This window comes from Kribbella sp. NPDC026611 (assembly GCF_040638345.1).
Lineage (GTDB): Bacteria > Actinomycetota > Actinomycetes > Propionibacteriales > Kribbellaceae > Kribbella.
Genome location: NZ_JBEZYC010000002.1, coordinates 474815 through 487917, shown reverse-complemented (window position 1 = coordinate 487917; position 13103 = coordinate 474815). Strand labels below are relative to the sequence as shown.

The 13103-nt window shown below is 69.0% G+C and carries 13 protein-coding genes; 6 read left to right on the top strand and 7 right to left on the bottom strand.

Translation table 11 applies throughout. The features are described from left to right. Positions 1–46: 46 nt before the first annotated feature. Positions 47–2254: a discoidin domain-containing protein gene (locus AB0E69_RS08470; RefSeq protein ID WP_360141699.1), complete on the top strand. Its 2208-nt coding sequence runs from the start codon at positions 47–49 to the stop codon at positions 2252–2254. 1 nt (position 2255) lies between these two features. On the opposite strand, the gene AB0E69_RS08465 is transcribed toward AB0E69_RS08470, so the two are convergent. Beyond that, a complete protein-coding gene (locus AB0E69_RS08465; protein WP_360141697.1) occupies positions 2256–3017 on the bottom strand; it encodes a helix-turn-helix transcriptional regulator in 762 nt (253 codons plus the stop codon). Positions 3018–3072: 55 nt separating this feature from the next. Between AB0E69_RS08465 and AB0E69_RS08460 the strand changes: the two genes are divergently transcribed. Then, complete coding sequence (locus tag AB0E69_RS08460; protein ID WP_360141695.1) at positions 3073–3735, top strand: alpha/beta fold hydrolase; 663 nt, start codon at positions 3073–3075, stop codon at positions 3733–3735. Between the two features lie 13 nt (positions 3736–3748). Here AB0E69_RS08460 and AB0E69_RS08455 read toward each other — a convergent pair whose 3' ends face one another. Next, positions 3749–6094 carry an FUSC family protein gene (locus tag AB0E69_RS08455; protein ID WP_360141693.1) on the bottom strand — a complete coding sequence of 782 codons (2346 nt, stop codon included), beginning with the start codon at positions 6092–6094 and terminating at the stop codon, positions 3749–3751. Positions 6095–6125: 31 nt separating this feature from the next. Then, entirely contained in the window at positions 6126–7082 is a 957-nt protein-coding gene (locus AB0E69_RS08450) for a DMT family transporter (RefSeq protein WP_360141691.1), read from the bottom strand. Between the two features lie 111 nt (positions 7083–7193). Here AB0E69_RS08450 and AB0E69_RS08445 point away from each other — a divergent pair, with 111 nt between their 5' ends. Next, positions 7194–7721 carry a patatin-like phospholipase family protein gene (locus AB0E69_RS08445; RefSeq protein WP_360141689.1) on the top strand — a complete coding sequence of 176 codons (528 nt, stop codon included), beginning with the start codon at positions 7194–7196 and terminating at the stop codon, positions 7719–7721. Between the two features lie 122 nt (positions 7722–7843). Here the strand turns inward: AB0E69_RS08445 and AB0E69_RS08440 are convergent, their stop codons facing one another. Then, positions 7844–8779 carry a hypothetical protein gene (locus AB0E69_RS08440; RefSeq protein WP_360141687.1) on the bottom strand — a complete coding sequence of 312 codons (936 nt, stop codon included), beginning with the start codon at positions 8777–8779 and terminating at the stop codon, positions 7844–7846. A 155-nt stretch (positions 8780–8934) separates the two neighbouring features. Here AB0E69_RS08440 and AB0E69_RS08435 point away from each other — a divergent pair, with 155 nt between their 5' ends. After that, positions 8935–9753 carry a M55 family metallopeptidase gene (locus AB0E69_RS08435; protein ID WP_360141685.1) on the top strand — a complete coding sequence of 273 codons (819 nt, stop codon included), beginning with the start codon at positions 8935–8937 and terminating at the stop codon, positions 9751–9753. A gap of 12 nt (positions 9754–9765) precedes the next feature. Here AB0E69_RS08435 and AB0E69_RS08430 read toward each other — a convergent pair whose 3' ends face one another. Beyond that, a complete protein-coding gene (locus tag AB0E69_RS08430) occupies positions 9766–10683 on the bottom strand; it encodes an LLM class flavin-dependent oxidoreductase (protein WP_360141683.1) in 918 nt (305 codons plus the stop codon). A gap of 25 nt (positions 10684–10708) precedes the next feature. On the opposite strand from AB0E69_RS08430, the gene AB0E69_RS08425 reads away from it, so the two are divergent. Then, on the top strand, positions 10709–11332 hold the full coding sequence (locus AB0E69_RS08425) for a hypothetical protein (protein ID WP_360141681.1): 624 nt from the start codon (positions 10709–10711) through the stop codon (positions 11330–11332). A 12-nt stretch (positions 11333–11344) separates the two neighbouring features. Here the strand turns inward: AB0E69_RS08425 and AB0E69_RS08420 are convergent, their stop codons facing one another. Then, on the bottom strand, positions 11345–11821 hold the full coding sequence (locus AB0E69_RS08420) for a MarR family transcriptional regulator (protein ID WP_360141679.1): 477 nt from the start codon (positions 11819–11821) through the stop codon (positions 11345–11347). 150 nt (positions 11822–11971) lie between these two features. Between AB0E69_RS08420 and AB0E69_RS08415 the strand changes: the two genes are divergently transcribed. Then, entirely contained in the window at positions 11972–12724 is a 753-nt protein-coding gene (locus tag AB0E69_RS08415; RefSeq protein ID WP_360141677.1) for a ChbG/HpnK family deacetylase, read from the top strand. Here the strand turns inward: AB0E69_RS08415 and AB0E69_RS08410 are convergent. Then, positions 12721–13095, bottom strand: a complete 375-nt coding sequence (locus AB0E69_RS08410) for a VOC family protein (RefSeq protein WP_360141675.1) — start codon at positions 13093–13095, stop codon at positions 12721–12723. The genes AB0E69_RS08415 and AB0E69_RS08410 overlap by 4 nt on opposite strands. Positions 13096–13103: the final 8 nt, after the last annotated feature.

Sequence of the window (13103 nt, the reverse complement as noted above, 5' to 3'; positions counted from 1 at the left end):
GGGAGAGCGCTCTCTCAGCACCCGCCCCTACTGATTGGTCTCGCCCATGTCCTGGAAGATGTTGCGGTACTTCGTTGTGCTCCTGCTGGTCTCGGGTGGTATCGGTGCGGGGGGCGCTGCGGCTGCCACTACGGCCGTCGCGGCCTGTGGGTCGGCGAACGTCGCGGTGAACCGCCCCGCCACCGCGTCGTCGGTCGAGAACGCCGGTCTGCCGGCGTCCGCGGCAGTGGACGGGAACCCGGGAACACGCTGGGGGAGCGCGTTCTCCGATCCGCAGTGGTGGCAGGTCGACCTCGGCGCGAGCGTTTCCGTCTGCCAGGTCGGCCTGACCTGGGAAGCGGCGTACGGGAAGGCGTTCCGGATCGAGCTCTCCGACAATGCGACCGACTGGCGGCCGCTCTACTCGACCACCACCGGTACCGGCGGGACGCAGAATCTCGACGTTTCCGGCAGCGGCCGGTACCTCCGGATCACCGGCACGCAGCGGGGCACCGGCTACGGTTACTCGCTCTGGGAGGTCTCGGTGCGCACCTCGGACGGCGGCACCGGTCCGGTGGTCCCGCCCACGGACCCGGCCGACCCCGACTTCGGCCCGAACGTCTCGGTGTTCACCCCGAGCACGCCGCAGGCCGACATGCAGAACCGCCTGAACCAGATCGCCGCGGAGATGCATACCAACCAGTTCGGCACCCAGCGGTACGCCGTGCTGTGGAAGCCCGGCACCTACACGGCCGACGTGAACCTCGGCTTCTACACCCAGGCCGCCGGCCTCGGACTCTCCCCGGACGACGTCAACCTCAACGGCCACGTCCGGGTCGAGGCCGACTGGCTCCAGCAGGGCGACAACCCGAACAACAAGGGCAACGCGACCCAGAACTTCTGGCGTGCCGCCGAGAACCTCGCGGTCACCCCTCCGGCCGGCCAGATCGAGCGGTGGGCCGTGTCGCAGGCGGCGTCGTACCGCCGGATGCACCTCAAGGGCGCTCCGGAGATCCAGCTCTGGAACGGCGGCGACGGCTGGGCCAGCGGCGGGCTCTTCGCGGACACCAAGATCGACAACACGGTCGTTTCCGGATCGCAGCAGCAGTGGTTCTCCCGCAACTCGGAGTTCGGCGGGTGGAACGGTTCGGTCTGGAACATGGTGTTCACCGGAACCACCGGCGCGCCGCCGCAGCACTTCCCGAACCCCTCGCACACGGTCGTCGCCCAGACCCCGAAGGTCCGGGAGAAGCCGTTCCTGTACGTCGATGCCGCCGGCAAGTACAACGTCTTCGTCCCCGCGCTCCGGAGCAACTCGTCCGGAACCAGCTGGTCGCACGGCGCCGCCGCCGGATCCTCGATCAGCCTCGCGGACTTCTACCTGGTCAAACCGAGCTCCCCGATCGAGACCATCAACGCGGCGCTCGACCAGGGCAAGCACCTGCTGTTCACGCCCGGTGTCTACCACCTGAGCGACACGATCCGCGTGACCAAGCCGAACACCGTCGTACTCGGACTCGGTCTGGCGACCCTGATCCCGGACAACGGACAGGCCGCGATCACCGTGGCCGACGTCGACGGCGTGAAGCTCGCCGGTCTGCTGGTCGACGCCGGCGCGATCAACTCGCCGGTCTTGATCCAGGTCGGTACGCCGGGATCGACGACCAGCCACGCGGCGAACCCGACCTCGCTGCACGACGTCTACGTCCGGGTCGGCGGCGCGCACGTCGGCAAGGCGACCGTCAGCCTGCAGGTGAACAGCAACGACGTGATCGGTGACCACCTCTGGCTGTGGCGTGGTGACCACGGCGACGGTGTCGGGTGGAACGTGAACACCGCCGCCAACGGTCTGGTGGTCAACGGCAACAACGTGACGATGTACGGGTTGTTCGTCGAGCACTACCAGCAGTACGAGGTGCTCTGGAACGGCAACGGCGGCCGCACGTACTTCTTCCAGAACGAGTTCCCGTACGACGTTCCCGACCAGGGATCGTGGTCGAGCGGCGGCGGGACCCAGGGCTGGGCGGCGTACAAGGTCGCGAACTCCGTGACTAGCCACGAGGCGTGGGGCGTCGGCAGCTACTGCTTCTTCAGCCCGAACACCTCGATCGTGGCGTCGCGCTCGTTCGAGGTCCCGGACACGGCCGGCGTGCGTTTCCACGACCTCGTCTCGGTTTCGCTCGGCGGCGTGGGCACGATCTCGAACGTCATCAACAACACCGGCGGTACGGCGAACGCCGCCAACCAGCAGCGGTACGTGGTGAGTTACCCGTGAGTTACCCGTAGCCGGCCCGGTAGCGGCCCGGGGTGGTGCCGATCAGGTTCGTGAACGCGGTGATGAAGTGGCTGGGGTTGGCCCAGCCGCAGGCGTTCGCGACCCGGGTCGCGTCGTGGCCGGCGGCGAGTAGTACCAGCGCGTGGTAGATCCGGAGCTGCGTGCGCCACTCGTAGAAGGTCATGCCCAGCTCGTCGTGGAACAGGCGGCTGAGGGTGCGAGCACTCGCACCGGACTGCCGGGCGAGCTGGGCGAGGGTGGCGTTGTCCGCCGGGTTCTCGTGGAGCAGCCGGGCGATGGCCTGCAGCCGGTCGTCGCTCGGCTCCGGCAGATGCAGCGGTTGCTCGGGAGCGTCGTGCAGCTCGTCGACGAGGACGCGGCGGACGCGATTCATCGCCGCGGTCTGCCGGCGATTCGTGGTCAGCGTGAGGAACGCCTCGCGGGCCAGACCACTGGCGGTGAGAACAGCGGGATGCGTGGGCATCAGCCGGGAGAGCGACGCGGGGAGGAACAGGATCCGCATGTCCGTGTTCCCGTGGGCGCGGTGGTAGTGCGAGAAACCGGCAGGCGTCCAGCCGACCCGGTTGGCCGGGATCATCGAGATCCCGCTCTCGGTGTGCACCGAGAGCACCCCGCGAGCGGCGTACACGAGATGGCCGCGGTCGTGGACGTACGTCGTACTCGTCCCACCGGACGGCCAGAGGTGCACGCCACCGGTCGGAAACAGCTCAGCGGAGCGCGGAGCTTGGCGGCGAGCGGGCATAAGTTGGCATTCTATCGGTAGCCAGTCACCGGACGCCTCGGTGACAGTGGTGCGCATGACGATGACTTACGTGTTGCTGCCGGGCGGCTGGCATGGCGGGTGGGTGTGGGACGAGATCGCCGAGGGCCTGCGTGCTCGTGGGCACCAGGCGGTGGCGGTGACCTTGGACGGTCTGGAGGAGGAGCCGGCACCGGGCAGCGCGACCGCGAACCTGGACACCCATATCGATCGGGCATTGGCGGCGCTGGAAGAGTGCGGACCCGGCCCGATCACGTTGTGCGGTCACAGCTACGCGGGGTTCGTCGTCGCGGGGGCTGCCGACAGGTCGGCGCGGACGATCGAGCGGCTGGTCTTCTGCGATGCGTTCGTGCCTGCCGACGGCGACTCGTGGTGGGCGCTGGCGAACGACCAGTACCGGCAGCGGATCATCGCCGGAGCCGAAGCCGACGGACGGACAGTCGCTCCGCGCGTCGGCGCGGACCCGCGGACCAGGCCGCATCCAGTCGCGTCGTTCCTCCAGCGGCTGGAGCTGGGAGACGGCCTCGATCGGGTCGAGCGGCGCACACTGATCTACGCGTCGGCGTGGGAGGAGACGCCATTCCGGGGCCAGTACGAACGGCTGCGCGTCGACCCGGCGTGGGAGGTCCATGAGCTGCCGACGGCACACAACGTCATGCTCGAAGCGCCGGACAAGCTGCTCGCGATCCTCACCCACTAGGGGACGGGCGGGCCTACGAGGCAGACGGGGCGCCGGCGCGGGTGCGGCGGGCGGCGGTGGCGAGGGTCGGTTGGAGGCGGCGGAGTACCTCGAGGTGATCGCTGGTCCAGAGGATGCGGATGGCGGTCGGGGTCGCGCGGCCGGCGGAGTCGTGGAGGTCGCGGCGTACGGCCTCGATCAGCTGCGCCTTGATCGTGTGATCGGGCGTGAGCGGATCGGGCGCCTGACTGTGCTGCTCGAACGAGCCGGCGAGCGTCGCGTACCACTGGCGCACGCGTTCGGCCAGCGCGACAAGCTGACTGTGAGCCGCTGCGCGGTCGTTGAGCGGGAGCTGATCGTCGGTGAACTGCTCCCACAACTCGAGTACGGCGTCGGCCGCGATGCGCACCGCGACGACGCCGGTGACGAGCGTGGTCATCTCGCTGAGCGGAACCGACTTCGCGCCCCGCTCGGCCAGGTACGTTCTGAACGCATCGTCCAGCCGGCGAGCCGCCGCGGCCGCCCGGCGACCGTTCTGTGGACTGATCGGGATCCCGGGTGCGCAGCAGGAAACGGCGTAGTCGACCGCGTTCAGCAGGTATTGCGCGCTGTCGGCGTACGCCTCCGCGAGGGCCTTGTCGATCGCTGACGACGCACCGCGCGGCCAGAAGAACAGGCCGACGAGCAGGCTGACGGCGCACCCGAGCGCGATGTCCTCGATCCGGAACAGGATCAGCGACCAGCCCTCGGGCTGCGCGATGTTGAACAGGATCACCAGCGTCACCGTGAACGCGGCCTGGCCGGTCGCGAACGAGATCGCGGCCGGAACGATCCCGGCGATCAGGACCGCGATCGGCAACAGGACCCAGAGCAGCGTGGTGTTGTGACCGATCAGCTGGAGCAGGAGGGCGCCGACGATCGAGCCGGCGACCGTGCCGCCGAGCGCCCGGAACGCGTTCTGCCCGGTGTTGAGCGCGTTGGAACGCAGGACCGACAGAGCTCCGAGAACGACCCAGAACGAGTGCTCGACGCCGGTGAGATCGGCCAGGCCGACGGCGATTGCGAGACCGATGGCACCGCGGATGCTGTTGTGCAGCCAGACCGAGTGCGGTTCGAGGTGAGCGGTGGCGCGCTCGACGGCGCTGGACAGCGGTTTGGTCAGCGATCCGGGTTCCCGGCCGAGGAGGCGATCCGGCCAGCTGCGTTGGCCGGCCATCCGGAACGCTCCGATGTTCTGGGCGATCAGGAGCGCACCGAACGCGATCTCCTGGGCCCGGAACGAAACGTTCAGGCGGCCGAAGAACTGGTGCAGATCAGGATCCGTCGCATCCAGCGGTGGGAGCCGCGCCACCGCACTCTCTTCGAGCGTCGACACGGACGTCCGGAGCTCCGTCGCCGCGGCCTGGAGCTGGTCGAGGCTCAACCGCGGGTTCTCCAGAGCGTCGGCGCAGAGCTCCAGGAGTGTCGCGGCGGCAAATCGGACGGCGGACGAATCCGGGTCCCTGAGGTGTTCCATTTCGGCCGTCGGTCCGGATCCGGCCAGGATCGTGCTCAGCCAGGTGAGTTCGTCGACCAGCCGCACGAGCGAACGGGACTCGGTGGAGAGCCCGGTCGGGCGGTACGGCGTGGCCGTGAAGGTACTGCGGAGGGCGTCGGTCGCGGCCGCGGTGTCGTTCGCGTGCAGACGACAGGTGGTGACGGTCGGACCGCCCGTGGTGGCGGCGAAGTGCTCGGCGTCGAGGCGGAGTTGGAGCGCCGCGGCTCGACAGACCTTGGCGGCCGGCGCGATGAGCGGATCGGTGGAAGCCCGCGGCCAGAGGAGCCAGACGGCCAGCATGGCGACGATCGCCGCGATGCCGACGCCGGCGAGGCGCTGGGGAATGGCCGAGACCGGCGCGGGCGTCGAAACCGAGAGGATGAAGGCCAGGAGAAGCGACGTACTGGCGCCGGCGAGGACCGAGCTGACGACGCCGGCGAACAGGATCACGAACGCGACGACGACGGTCGCCGCGACAGCTGTCCAGACCGACTGACCGGCGAGCGTACCGAGCGAGACGAGGACCAGCCAGGCGACCGCGAGCGCAAGGTGGGCGCGGAGTCGCTGGACGGTACTGCCGGTGAAGTCGACGAGCAGCAGCATCGCGAACGAGCCGAACGCGGCGAAGGTCGCAACGACGGGCGCGTGGAAGACGCCCGCGCAGATCGCGAAGAGTGACGGCATGACGAGCGCCGTGCGGGCGGCTCGCCTGGTTGCAGCGAAGCCTTGGTCGCGCCGCCGTAGCCAGGCCGCGATGCGCCGCGGGTGCAGGTCGGGGGACCGCCTCGGTGGCCGCTGCGTTCCCTGGTCCTCGACCGTCGCCTGGTCGCTTCCAGAACTCACCCCCGAAGCATGCCACGCCGCGAGGCGGATCTCACCGAGTTGAGAGAATCGGCGTGCGTCCTCGCGGGCCCGCTTTACCGCGGCGGGTGGGAGCGACGACGACGGCCAGGAGGGCGCCTGCGGTGGTGATCACGGCGCCGGTGAGCTGGAGCGGTGTGAAGGATTCGTGCAGGAAGACGATCGAGGAGATGCTGCCGAAGACCGGGACGGTGAACATCGTGATGGTGGCGGTGACCGGGCTGACCGCGCGCAGGCCGCGGAAGTAGAAGAGGTAGGCGATGGCGGTCGGGCCGATCGCGAGGAAGCTGACGTTCGCCCAGGTCGTGCTGCTGACGGCGTCCCAGTGTGTCGATTGGACGGACGGGATCGCGGTGATCGCGAGGGCCAGCGCGCCGGCGGTGGTCGCGTAGGTGGTGGCGCGGAGCGGGTCCATGCCGGCGAGGATCTTCTTCGACATGATGCTGTACGCCGCCCAGCACGCGGCAGCGCCCAGGTAGACGAAGTCACCGGCGAGGCGGGCGCCGCTCACCTCACCGCCGCCGCCGATACCGAGGAAGAAGACGGCCGCGCCGACGACGCCGATCGTGAGTCCGGCAATCCGGCGGCTGGTGGCCTTGTCGCGGCCGGCGACGAGCATGGCGACCGTGGTCAGGACCGGGCTGAGCACGGGGACGATGAGGCTGCCGTCGATGGCCGGCGCGTGGGCGATGGCCCAAAAGAAGAACAGGTTGTACGCGAACACGCCGACCAGGCCGGCACCACCCGCGACTACCACTTCACGTCGTACGAACGTCCAGGAACCCCGGGACCGGATCAGCAGGAACAGGATCAGCGCGACGGCCGCGCCCCCGAAGCGCAGAGCGGCGGCGACCTGGTGGGGGAGCTCGGCGACGACGACCTTCGAGCTGGTGAACGCCGTACCGAACAGCATCATCGTGAGCAGGAGATAGACGTACGGCGTGGCGCCGTCGGCGGACTGGTCGGACATGTGATTCCTGATCGTTGTCAGAGGCAAACGCCTGGGGAGATACCTCTGATGATCAGCTGTGCAACCGCGCCAAGTCTTGTACGTTCTTCACGTGAACGAGAACGTCACACCGTGTATACCGAGATCATGCCGATGGGGTTCCAGGAGGTGCTGGAGAATCCGGTCTCGATCCATCCGGTGGCCACGGACGCTCTGACCGGGAAGGGCGTCGATCTGCATCCGCACATCCATGATCAGGCGAGTCTGCAGGCGGCGTTGCGGGCGTCGGCGGCGATGCCGTTGCTGGCGGGCGAGCCGGTGGAGATCGACGGTCGGCGGTACGTCGATGCAGGGGTGAGTGAAGGTACGCCGATCCGTACGGCGCTGGCGCAGGGTGCGACGCACGTCGTGCCGCTTCGGACTCGCCGGATGGACGAGGTGCCGGCGGCGCCGTCGCGGGCCGAGCGGTTGGTGACGACGCGGTGGTTCCTGCGGCACGACCCGGCGCGCTCGATCCGTGGCTGCGGCGGGTCGAGATCCGCGCCGAGGAGGAGCGGCTGCTGGCTGAACACCCAGCCGCGCTCGTCATCCGACCCCCGGCCGGCAACGTCACCATCACCCGCACCGAACGCCGCCCGATCCCACTCCAAGCAGCAGTAGAAACCGGCCGCCGCACGGCCGAAGCCGCGCTCCTGGGCGAGGTCGTGAGTCAGAGCTGACCTCGGACGTGACCGCGCCCGCTCGGCAGTTGCCGAGCGAGGCGCGGGTGGCGGCTGGTGAGGTCAGGCGCCGTTGAGAGTGTCGTTCTTGGGGGCCCAGCGGAAGTACTGCGGGTCGGAGAAGGTCATCGGGACCTTGCCGAGGCTCCGGATCACCGTCTTCGCGTTGGCCGCGTGGCCGACCGCGTAGAGGTACCCGGACTTGGTGTCGCGGTCGATGCCGAGCAGCAAGGTGCCGTTCGCGCCGCAGCTGGTGGCGATCAGCTGCTCGAAGCCCTGCCACGTGTCACCACGCACCAGAGCGTGCTTCGGGACGGCCAGGTAGCCGGTCGGCCAGGTGATCGTCTCGAGCATCCCGGTCCGGGTGTTGGCGAGGAACGTTTCGTACCCCGCGCCCCGGCTGATCAGCGTCATCGACTTCACCTGGCTGAACCCACCGACGCCACCCGTCGAGCGCCAGCCGGACCCGTTGGACTCCCAGCGCCGCAGCAGCCCGTTGGTCTCCTGCCCGTACAGCAGCGTCCGTGCCGGCGAACCCGCACTGGCCGGCTTGATCGACTGCTCGATCCACCGGTAGCCGGCCCAGCCGCCACCGACGCGGAGCGTGTTGTTCGGGTACTTCGGGTCGACCTGCACCTGACCGTCGACGACGTACGACCTCGAGAACAGCGTCCCGCCGGTCACCACCAGTCCGGACCGGGACTCCTCGCTGCCCAGCGGCGTACCGAAGAAGGTGCTGGTGTGCTGCACCGCGCCGGCCGGGAACACCCCGGCCGTCCCGCGGACGCCCCCGATGGTGATGGGTGCGGTTGCGTTGATCATCCTGCTGGTGTGTGCCCCCGTGCTGGTCACCGAGCCGAGCCGGAGTGCGCAGGTCGCGCTGGTGGCCGACTCGGTGGTGCCGGCGGACTGCGCAGCCCGGGCCGGCGCAACCGCGGCCGCGCCGAGCGTCAAAGCGAGCGCGCCGGCCGAAGCCAGACTTGCGGTCTTTCGGAACATCTGGACCGTCCTCCCCTGGTCGAAGACCCCCTCTGGTCTTCGTCACCGGCTTGGATCGCGGCCAGGGCCGAAAAGTTGACGACCGTGTCCGAAGCGAGACCTGCGAAGCTGTGCACGAACCGAAACGCGCAGGAATCGAGCAGAGGAGTCGCAGGATGAAGGTGTTCTTGTCGACCGACATGGAGGGTACGGCGGGGGTCGTCGACTGGAGCCAGTGCCGCGGGCCGGGGCCGGAGTACGAGTACTACCGCGGCCAGCTGCAGGCCGAGGTGAACGCCGCCATCGACGGCGCGATCGTGGCCGGTGCCACCGAGTTCCTGGTCAACGACTCGCACTCGACGATGCAGAACCTGCGGCCGGACGAGCTGCACGGCCAGGCGAGCTACCTGTCCGGCAAGCACAAGCCGATGTACATGATGGAGGGCCTGGACGCGTCGTTCGACGCCGTCTTCTTCATCTCCTACCACGGCTCGGCGAGCTCGTCGCGGTCCGTCCTCCCGCACACCTACAACCCCCGCGCGATCGCCGAGGTCCGCCTCGACGGCGTGATCACCGGCGAGGCCGGCGTGAACGCGCTGGTCGCGTTGTCGTACGGCGTACCCGTCGTGCTCATCTCCGGCGACCAGGTGACGATCGACGAGGCGGAACCGTTCTGTCACGCCACCGAGTCGGTGGTCGTGAAGGACTCGATCTCGCACAACGCCGCGCTCTCGATCCACCCGGAGCGGGCGCGCGAGCTGATCCACGAGGGTGCGCGCCGCGCGCTGGGACGGCTCGACGGCAGCCCGCTGCCGACGCCCGCCACCGAGCTGACGGTCCGGTACCACCACCGCGCCTTCGCGGACCTCGCCGAGTCGCTGAAGCACGTCGAGCGCCGGGAGGAGAAGGTGGTTGCCATCAGCAATGACGATCCGCTGGAGCTGTACCGGACCTTCATCGCCGCCGTCTTCCTCAGCCGCGGCGTCAGCGAATAAGCTCGCAGTACGTCACCCGAGGTGACGACGAACCTCGGGTACGACGCCCTCCGCGAACGCGGTGACCTGCTCGGTGGTCTGCTGCTCCGGCCAGAACACGAACGTGGTGAACGGCTGCTTGCTGCCGAGGTCGGCGAGCACGTTGGCCCACTGGTCGGCCGTGCCACGGACCGGGGCGTCGCCGTTCGCTACTGCGATCTGCCCGGGCGCGTCGGTGACGGTGCCGACGACCTGCGCGATCCGGCGTACTGCGGACGGGTCGCGACCGGCAGCCGTGGCCGCTTCGTCGAGGATGCGGTTGGCTTCGGGCCACTGCTCGTACGGGAGGTACGACGGGATCGGGGCGGCCCAGCCGTCGGCGATCTCGCCGGCGAGTTGCAGGGCCTTCGGGCCCTGGGCGCCGGACCAGATCTCGATCGGGTGGGCCGGGATCGGGCCAGGCTGGAGGTGCGAGACCTGGTAGTACTCGCCGTCGACGTCAACCGAGCGCGGACCGGGAGTCCAGAGCGACCGCAGGATCGTGACCGCTTCCCGGAGGGCCAGGTTGGCCTCCCGCGAGGTGCGCTTCGGGACGCCCATGCGGGTGATCGCGTCCCAGTAGCCGCCGGCGCCCAGCGCGAGCTCGAACCGGCCCCCGGAGATGATGTCGAGCGCGGCGGCGGTCTTGGCGAGCACTGCCGGCGGACGCAACGGCAGGTTGGCCACGTCGGGGAAGACGCTGATCCGGCTGGTGTTCGCCAGAACGTCGCCGGCCACGACGAAGGTGTCGAGGAAGCCGGCGACGTACGGGTGGTCCTGGATCCCGATCAGGTCCAGACCACCGTCCTCGGCCGCCACCGCGAACGCCCGGTTGGCTTCGACGTCGGTGGTCGGCGTCAGCGAGACCCCGAACCGCAGCTCGTGCATCTGTACTCCTCGGTCAAGATCCATGCCGGTCAGCGTATAGTCATGAATCATGACTATCAAGATTGATCACCAAACGGTTCTCGAGCAGGCCTGGGCCGATCCGCGGACGACCAAGCTCGAGCTCCCGCCGGTCCGTGTCAACGAAGTACTGCGGGAGCGGTACGACGTCCAGCCGCCGTTCGCGTACACCGGTGCGCAGCTGTGGGACATGGAGTCGCGCAAGGCTGCCGCGCCGGACAAGTACATCCCGACCGTCGTGAAGCCGGGCAGCGCCGAGAAGTTCGCGAGTGAGCGCCACGGTCACTACGAAGACTTCACCCGGATCTCCGAGCAGCGGCTGTGGGCCGACCCCGACCGTTACGAGCTGGTCATCGAGCACGTGCGGCTCGACCACGAGAAGCGGCAGGCGTTCTTCGTCGGCGCCGAGCGGTTCGAGGCGCCGGACGGACGGGTGTTCACCGCCGGCACAGGACAGCCGCTCTTCCACGTCGAACACTCCGTCGCCGGTCCCGAGGATGACCCGCTCAACCTGTGGCGGATCGTCCTGCTGACCGACGCTCCCGATCCCGAGCTGGCGGCCGGGTTCGAGTCGATGGCGAAGGATCCCTACCTGCGGGTGTTCATCGAGGTGCACCTGCAGCAGGACCTCGGCCGCAAGCTGGTGCGCCGCTGAAGGGCCCGGAGGTCAGGTGCCGTCAGCTGACGGAGTGACCGCCTGGCGCTGGTGTTCGGCGATGTCACGGAACATCACCTTGAACTGCTGGTAGTTCTGCTGCCCGAGCCGCCGTGCGTGCCGACGCTGGATCGCCGCCATCACCTTGTCCGCGGCGCGCATCTGGTTCAGCCCGCGCGGGGTGGGGCAGACGAGCTTGGCCCGCCGGTCGGCCGGGTCCGGCTCGCGGACGACGTACCCGAGGGCTTCGAGCTCGTCGATCAGCGTGCCGATGATCTGTTTGTGCAGCCCGGAGAGCCGGGACAGTTCGGTCGCGCGGACGCCGCCGGGATCGAGGTACGCCAGGACACCGCCGTGCCGCGGCTTCAGGTCGTCGAACCCTTGCGCGGACAGCGTGGTGAACAGCTCCTGCTGCACGGCGAACAGCAGTCGACCGGACAGCACCCCGAGGTCGGGATCCGTCGCGTTCCGCTCCGCCCGGCTGACCAAGTCAAGCCTCCCGCCTGTCAAGAATCGTGACTATCACTCTACCGATCGACAAGGACCGGACGTTCGACCGGGCGCGCGGGTCTGTCGTTGGGGTTCCCGGGGTACGGTCGCAGTCGGGGGTCTCTGTCGGCTGATGGTTGGGAGCTGGGTGTGGCTGAGGTCAAGCTGATCGTGCAGGGTGACGACTTCGGGATGATTCACGCGGTGAACGTCGGGACCGTCGAGGCGTTCCGGGACGGGATCCTGACGCAGGCGTCGACGATGGCGGCGTGTCCGTGGTTCACCGAGGCCGCGGCGCTGGCGCGGGAAGTGGGGTTGCCGTTGGGCGTGCATCAGACGTTGACCTGTGAGTGGGACTTCCTGCGCTGGCGGCCGTTGACGGACGGTACGTCGCTGGTCGGGCCGGACGGGACGTTCTACCGGACGATCGACGAGGCGAAGGCGTCGGTGACGCACGCGGACGCGGTCGCGGAGCTGTCCGCCCAGGTGGCGAAGTTCGCGGCGGAGGGAGTGGAGATCGACTACCTCGACGTGCACATGGGCCAGTCGGCACCCTCGGCGTACGACGAGGTGTCGGCGGCGGTCGGGAAGCCGTTCATCTACGGACCGGAGGAGTCCAAGCGGCTCGCGTCGATCAATACGCTGAGCGACCGGGACGCGGCCGAGAAGAAGCCGTGGGTGCTCGACTACCTCGACAAGCTCACGCCGGGCGTGCACCTGCTGGTCACCCACTGTGCCGCGGCGCAGCCGGAGCTGGCCGCATTGCATCGCCCCGGCAACTACACGTACCGCTGGGCCGAGGAGTACCGCCTCTCCGACCAGGCGATCGTCACCGACCCGGAGATCCGCGCGGCGATCGAGGCCCACGGCATCGAGTTGACCACGGTCCGCGCGGCGTTCTAGCCCTCGGCTGAACCCTCAGCGCCCCAGACGAAGCAGAACTCGTTGCCTTCCGGGTCCCGCATGACCTGCCAGAGCGGCCCGTCGTAGATGTCGTCGGCCCGGGAGGCGCCGAGCTCGAGCGCGGTGTCGATCGCCTGCTCCTTGGTCTCGGGCCGCACGTAGAGGTCCAGGTGGAGCCGGTTCTTCACGGTCTGCTTGCCCTCCGAGACGCCGGCGAAGTCCAGCCGGATCGCGCCTCCGCGCAACTCGTACAGCACGTCGTCCTGGCTCGGGTTCCGCCGCAGCTCACCGCCGAGCAATGCTTGCCAGAACGCGGCAACCCGCGCCGGATCCAGGCAGTCGATGGCCAGCGCCGCAATCACCGGGTACATGGTCGAAG

What these genes read in the sequence shown, in the direction of transcription:
- AB0E69_RS08470 (WP_360141699.1), top strand. Translation starts at nt 47, where the DNA reads ATGTCCTGGAAGATGTTGCGGTACTTCGTTGTGCTCCTGCTGGTCTCG.
- AB0E69_RS08465 (WP_360141697.1), bottom strand. Translation starts at nt 3,017, where the DNA reads ATGCCCGCTCGCCGCCAAGCTCCGCGCTCCGCTGAGCTGTTTCCGACC.
- AB0E69_RS08460 (WP_360141695.1), top strand. Translation starts at nt 3,073, where the DNA reads ATGACGATGACTTACGTGTTGCTGCCGGGCGGCTGGCATGGCGGGTGG.
- AB0E69_RS08450 (WP_360141691.1), bottom strand. Translation starts at nt 7,082, where the DNA reads ATGTCCGACCAGTCCGCCGACGGCGCCACGCCGTACGTCTATCTCCTG.
- AB0E69_RS08440 (WP_360141687.1), bottom strand. Translation starts at nt 8,779, where the DNA reads ATGTTCCGAAAGACCGCAAGTCTGGCTTCGGCCGGCGCGCTCGCTTTG.
- AB0E69_RS08435 (WP_360141685.1), top strand. Translation starts at nt 8,935, where the DNA reads ATGAAGGTGTTCTTGTCGACCGACATGGAGGGTACGGCGGGGGTCGTC.
- AB0E69_RS08430 (WP_360141683.1), bottom strand. Translation starts at nt 10,683, where the DNA reads ATGGATCTTGACCGAGGAGTACAGATGCACGAGCTGCGGTTCGGGGTC.
- AB0E69_RS08425 (WP_360141681.1), top strand. Translation starts at nt 10,709, where the DNA reads ATGACTATCAAGATTGATCACCAAACGGTTCTCGAGCAGGCCTGGGCC.
- AB0E69_RS08410 (WP_360141675.1), bottom strand. Translation starts at nt 13,095, where the DNA reads ATGTACCCGGTGATTGCGGCGCTGGCCATCGACTGCCTGGATCCGGCG.